Origin of the sequence: Thermogemmatispora sp. (assembly GCF_019683755.1) — a bacterium.
Taxonomy (GTDB): Bacteria; Chloroflexota; Ktedonobacteria; order Ktedonobacterales; family Ktedonobacteraceae; genus Thermogemmatispora.
In genome coordinates, this window is sequence record NZ_JADGHT010000377.1 from 1 (window position 1) to 4,129 (window position 4,129).

General features: G+C 58.2%; 5 protein-coding genes. 2 read left to right on the forward strand and 3 right to left on the reverse strand.

Features of this window, described 5'->3' with window-relative positions; all coding sequences use genetic code 11:
- Nucleotides 1-324: 324 nt before the first annotated feature.
- The 3 genes from IRZ24_RS17475 to IRZ24_RS17485 all read right to left on the reverse strand — a co-directional run bounded on the left by IRZ24_RS17475 (nt 325) and on the right by IRZ24_RS17485 (nt 2,350).
- On the reverse strand, nt 325-846 hold the full coding sequence (locus tag IRZ24_RS17475; protein ID WP_297167058.1) for an amino acid permease: 522 nt from the start codon (nt 844-846) through the stop codon (nt 325-327).
- 320 nt (nt 847-1,166) lie between these two features.
- Nucleotides 1,167-1,748, reverse strand: a complete 582-nt coding sequence (locus IRZ24_RS17480; protein WP_297167049.1) for a hypothetical protein — start codon at nt 1,746-1,748, stop codon at nt 1,167-1,169.
- Nucleotides 1,739-2,350: an amino acid permease gene (locus IRZ24_RS17485; protein ID WP_297167061.1), complete on the reverse strand. Its 612-nt coding sequence runs from the start codon at nt 2,348-2,350 to the stop codon at nt 1,739-1,741. The genes IRZ24_RS17480 and IRZ24_RS17485 overlap by 10 nt, the downstream gene beginning before the upstream one ends.
- A gap of 521 nt (nt 2,351-2,871) precedes the next feature.
- On the opposite strand from IRZ24_RS17485, the gene IRZ24_RS17490 reads away from it, so the two are divergent.
- Both IRZ24_RS17490 and IRZ24_RS17495 read left to right on the forward strand, forming a co-directional pair.
- Nucleotides 2,872-3,456 carry a hypothetical protein gene (locus IRZ24_RS17490; RefSeq protein WP_297167052.1) on the forward strand — a complete coding sequence of 195 codons (585 nt, stop codon included), beginning with the start codon at nt 2,872-2,874 and terminating at the stop codon, nt 3,454-3,456.
- Between the two features lie 99 nt (nt 3,457-3,555).
- Nucleotides 3,556-4,059: a DUF427 domain-containing protein gene (locus tag IRZ24_RS17495; protein ID WP_297167055.1), complete on the forward strand. Its 504-nt coding sequence runs from the start codon at nt 3,556-3,558 to the stop codon at nt 4,057-4,059.
- Nucleotides 4,060-4,129: the final 70 nt, after the last annotated feature.

Consider the following 4,129-nt stretch of genomic DNA (forward strand, 5'->3'; position numbering starts at 1 on the left):
ACACGGCGGGGGCGCTTTTCCGGGGGATATGGAGGGGGCTGCCAGGGAGGGGGCTCGGGCTGCCCGCGAGGTTATTGCCGACTACTGAGAGGGGCCGGGGACTGCTGCCTCGGCGAGGGCGATGGCTGTTGCTTCCTGGAAGGGTTGGGGCTGCCTATGCTTCACCTTAGCTCAGGTACGATGCAACGAAGGACGGAGGGAGCACACTGCCAGTAAGAGGAGGACCGGTCAGGCTCGGGCCTATCAGCGCAGGGATAAGCTCCGATGACCGGTCCTTTTCCCTCTCCAGGGCCAGGAGTATCCCCCTTAGACTGGCTGGGCTGCTCAAAGCGCTCCCATATGATCCCCATCGTTGAAAACCATTTTACCGATGCGCAAAGAGACAATGGCGCTCCAGGTTGTGAAGCAGATAAAGGCCAGAGCGATCAGGATTTCAAGGACCGTGTCGATCAGCCTGCTTCCGCCAAAGAGCACCTCGCTGCTTCCCCCGAAGAAGAAGGTCTTCACGGCGGCAATAGCGGTCACAGCCAGGGTACCTCCGACCCAGAACGGGTTTGAGTCCCAATAGAAGATCGAAGCGATGGCGGCAAAAAGACGCCCGCCTGCTAACCTGCACCAGACATAGCTGCCGCCTTCTTCTGGGAAAGTGCTGCCCAGCTCTGCCATCAGGAGGCCATAGGGGATCAGAAATGTCAGGGCAGTGATCAACAGCCAGGGGAAAACCTGCGCTCCCTGAGAAGAGACGATTCCCAATGTAGCGATATTGAGCATGGCCGTCAGGGTGAAGCAGACCATGAAGAAGAGCGACAGCTCCTTACGGAGCTTGCGCTTCTCTTTCTGGGCCACTCTGCTCAATATGAGCGGTTGCTGCTGCTCTACCAGAGCAAGCCTCCTGACCTAACGATTGACCTTGTCGAGTATCGTCAGCCAAACCGGGCGCACTAGTCCAGGCAGGCCATGCAGACAAGCGGTGGGCCTGGTCCTGCTCATAGAGCTCTGCTTCTCGGGGGGTGAGTGACCGCTGTGACCTGGATCACAAGGCTGACCAGGTGAGCCTACAAACCGGCCTGACCCCTCCAGCGTTCCCAGCTTGCCTCACCGCGCGCTACCATGCTGCCTAACAATCCCAGCGTCAGGCAAGCGAGCGTTGTTCCACCGACTGCCAGTCACCAGGCCGTAGGGGTCAACAGATCGGGAATCCAGGAATTGAGCAAGGTATCCACAATCGCCAGCAGACAGGAGAAGGTTCCCAGCAGGACCAGCATCCAGAAGAGGGGATAAGGGAGGATGCGATGCTCCTGGAAGAGAGCGGGCTGACGCCGCGCGATCACAAGCACATCGATAAAGAGGAAAGGGATCGAGATCAGCCAGACCAGTGTGAGGGCGGCCAGGGAGACCGTGACAATAATCGTTGACAAATCGACTGGCTGACCGATGGGGAACAGGTAGGGAAGGATGAAATAGCTCAGGACTGTAAAGACCAGGGCTACCGCCGACTGGAAGTAAATAGCGTTGGCTGGGGCGCGGGCACGATTCAATTTGGCCAGGCCCGTTGGCAAATGGCCATCGATGGCCGCTACCAGCAACAGACGAGCGAAGGTGTAATTGTAGATCAGTGGGGCAACCATGAAGAAACAAAGCAGACAGACCGCCGTGACATTGCCAGCTCCCCGTCCCAGAGCCTGATCAACGATGGTAATGAAGACGACCGGATCAGAGGCTTTCTGCGGGCCGCAGATCACGAGCACGGCGAGGGTGGTGAAAAGGTAGCTGGCGACGACGAGCAGGCTGCCCCAACGTAAATGGGAGCGGATGACGTGTCGGCGTTGCCCGGGGGGATCTCACCGGCCATCGCGAGAGGCACCTCAGTGCCCAGGTACGATTGAACGAGGAAGCCAAAGAGCACGAAGTTATCCGGTCCCGGTCGCCAGTCACTCAGGTGTCCGAAGGGGGTAGCCGATGCGCGGCCTGTTAGCAGCCAGGCAAAAGCCGCCGCTGTAATTAGGAGCAGCGCCAGTAGTAGCAAGCAGACGGTGAAATTCAGGACACGTTGCAGCACTCGCAGGGGCTGCACAGTCAGGGCGGTTCCCAAGAGGATGAGTATGGTTAGCACGGCGCCCTGCTGCCAGGGGGCAGTCAACCAGCCTTGATGCAGTCCTTGAAGATAGGTGATGGCGGTCCCAAAGCCGCTAACGAGGGCCAGAATGCCTGGAAGCCAGGCGCAGAAGGAGGCAAAGAAGCCCCAGAAGGTGCCCAGCGTACGATAGGTCCAGTTGTAGAGAGCGCCTTCATAGGGAAACAATAGGCCTAGTTGTGCCGTACTCAAGACACAGGGCAGAAAGAAGGTTATTCCGCTCTCGTTACTTTCTGACGGGGAGAGCCTATAGCAGAGCTTTTAATAGAAAATCTACCGTTATATTCCAAGTTGTCAATACTTGAGGAAACCTTCTCCTATCCGTCCAAGAGAGATGGCCCAAAGAGGGTCAAATGCAAAACTACATGATGTCAGAGGTTGTGAGGCTGCTCAGAGGACGATGCGACTTTGGCGAGCAGAGTCCGCTTCCATTCAGCGTGGCCCGTGGGAAGCAGAGGGCCAGCTCCACCAGCCAGCCGCTGGAGCCGCAGCCCCATCGAGGATGCATTTCGGCCCTACGATGGGGGCCAGGTCATTACTGTGCAGGGCATAGCGCAGCATGCAGGGCGTGTTGCCGCCAGCCTCAGCGGGCCTGGTCGGCGTAATTGTACTGCCTCTCTGCCTGTTTATGTGTCGCTCCAGGTTTCCTGCTAAATCACTGCCTTGACTTTCTTCACAATTTAGCCGTTTGATAAAAGCAGTCTTGTCATTCCTGATCCAGATAAGGAGCGCATGAGATGGAACTCCATGCAAGTCTACCCATGAAGAGCGGGATCTGGCGCTACATGTGTGGTCTGATCACCGGGCTGGTACTTTGCCTGCTGGCGGCGTTGAGCGCCTGTGACGCTGGTGGCGCGCAGATGCAGCAGGTACACTACCTTGATGCAAGCTGGCCTGTCCTCTATCATGATTTTAGCAGTCTGAAGCGAGCCGCAGATCTGGCTGTTGCCGGGAAAATCGCTGGCGTTGTCGCTCAGACGGTTGATCAGGGCATTCCCTACACTGATTTCACCTTCAGCGTCAGCCAGGTGCTCTACACTACTCATCATCTGACGGTCGGCAGCAGTCTGGTGATTCACCAGACCGGCGGCGTTCTGAACAATCAGCGCTTCGAGGTACGGGATGATCCCCTCTTCCAGGTTGGCGAGCAGGCAGTACTCTTTCTACACCAGTTTAGTCCTGGCCACTACTTTGTGGTTGGCGGTCCGTCCGGACGTTTTCGCGTCACGAATGGCCTGGTGGCCCCCATCAACGATGAGGGCATCAAGCTCAGTCAGCCGCTGCCCATGACGCGCTTCATCGCCCAGGTCCAGCAGGCCTGAGCGCGTGCCTGTGTGCATGCTCTGTGTTACCCGGCGGAGCGATCCGTAGCGTCTTCAGAGTGAAGAAAGATCCGTTATATGCGAAAGGAGAAGAGAGCGATGGATCGACAGCGCGATCCGGCACCGGCTCCGGGTCCGGGAAAGGAAGCGGTCTGGGACTATCCGCGGCCACCACGGGTGGAGGAATGTGACGATCACGTTCAGGTCATCTTCAATGGTGTGACGATTGCCGAGAGTTGGCGTACGAAGCGCGTCCTCGAGACCAGTCATCCGCCCGTCTACTATATTCCGCCGGAGGATATTCGTATGGAGTATCTCCAACCGAGCACCCGCCACACCTTTTGCGAGTTCAAGGGGAAGGCTAGCTACTATACCCTGACAGTGAATGGCAGGAGCGCGCTAGACTGTGCGTGGTATTATCCTGACCCGGCGCCGGGCTACGAGGGGCTGGCCGGCTACGTCGCCTTCTACCCGCGCAAAATGGACGCCTGCTACGTCAACGGTGAGCGGGTGGAGGCCCAGCCCGGTGATTTTTACGGCGGCTGGATCACCAGCCGGATAGTCGGGCCATTCAAAGGAGGAGCAGGCTCAGCCGGGTGGTAAGCTGAGCCGTTCGTCGCGCCGGAGAGCTGCCCACAGTGGGCCTGGCCTACCCTATTGGCCCGGCTGGTGC